The 542-nt window shown below is 52.2% G+C and carries 1 protein-coding gene; it reads right to left on the bottom strand.

The window, feature by feature from the left end; all coding sequences use genetic code 11:
* Positions 1-171: 171 nt before the first annotated feature.
* A partial coding sequence (locus ACOCD2_RS25710; protein ID WP_419626420.1) for a hypothetical protein occupies positions 172-542 on the bottom strand: 371 nt, incomplete at its 5' end.

Genomic DNA, 542 nt, shown 5'->3' with positions numbered 1-542 from the left:
TGGTTTACACTCTGTATTCATAGGCCTCTTTGTTTTGTTGCTGGTAAGTGTTTGGTAACCCTTACTTTATGCAACAAAAAGAGGCCTATTTCCAGTGGGGCGGTGAAATTTCCGGGTTAACTTCCAGATGAAGTTCATGCGGCTGTTTACTCGTATCCAAGTGTTGATTCATCAGTTTCCAGGGAGACTGAATCCCCAATCCCAGTAGCAGTATCTCGCTGCCAGCCATGGAGAGCGAAGCGAAGGCTGGTAGACCCCAGTAGCCGCGAGGCCGCACTGTTTTCCCGGCGTGCCTTGCGCCAGAGGGAAAACAAAGTAGGCCTCTGAACGCGGCGTCCAGTCATTGGGAGACAAGTACGGAGCAGCAACGAGCTTGCGAAGTTGTTGCGTAGTGCTTGGTGACCAGGACGGCTGGGGCACCAATAGGTTGTCAAAGGCCGAGTCGATTTTGGGGACTGGGATGTCCCAAAATCTATCACGAGGCCGAAGACACGCTTGCGTTGCCGTCCACGTCTTTTCCTCATGCCAGTATTTGGCGCTAT

Origin of the sequence: Thiolapillus sp. (assembly GCF_048562965.1) — a bacterium.
Lineage (GTDB): Bacteria > Pseudomonadota > Gammaproteobacteria > Chromatiales > Chromatiaceae > Thiolapillus > Thiolapillus brandeum_A.
This window is presented reverse-complemented; position numbering and strand designations above follow the sequence as displayed.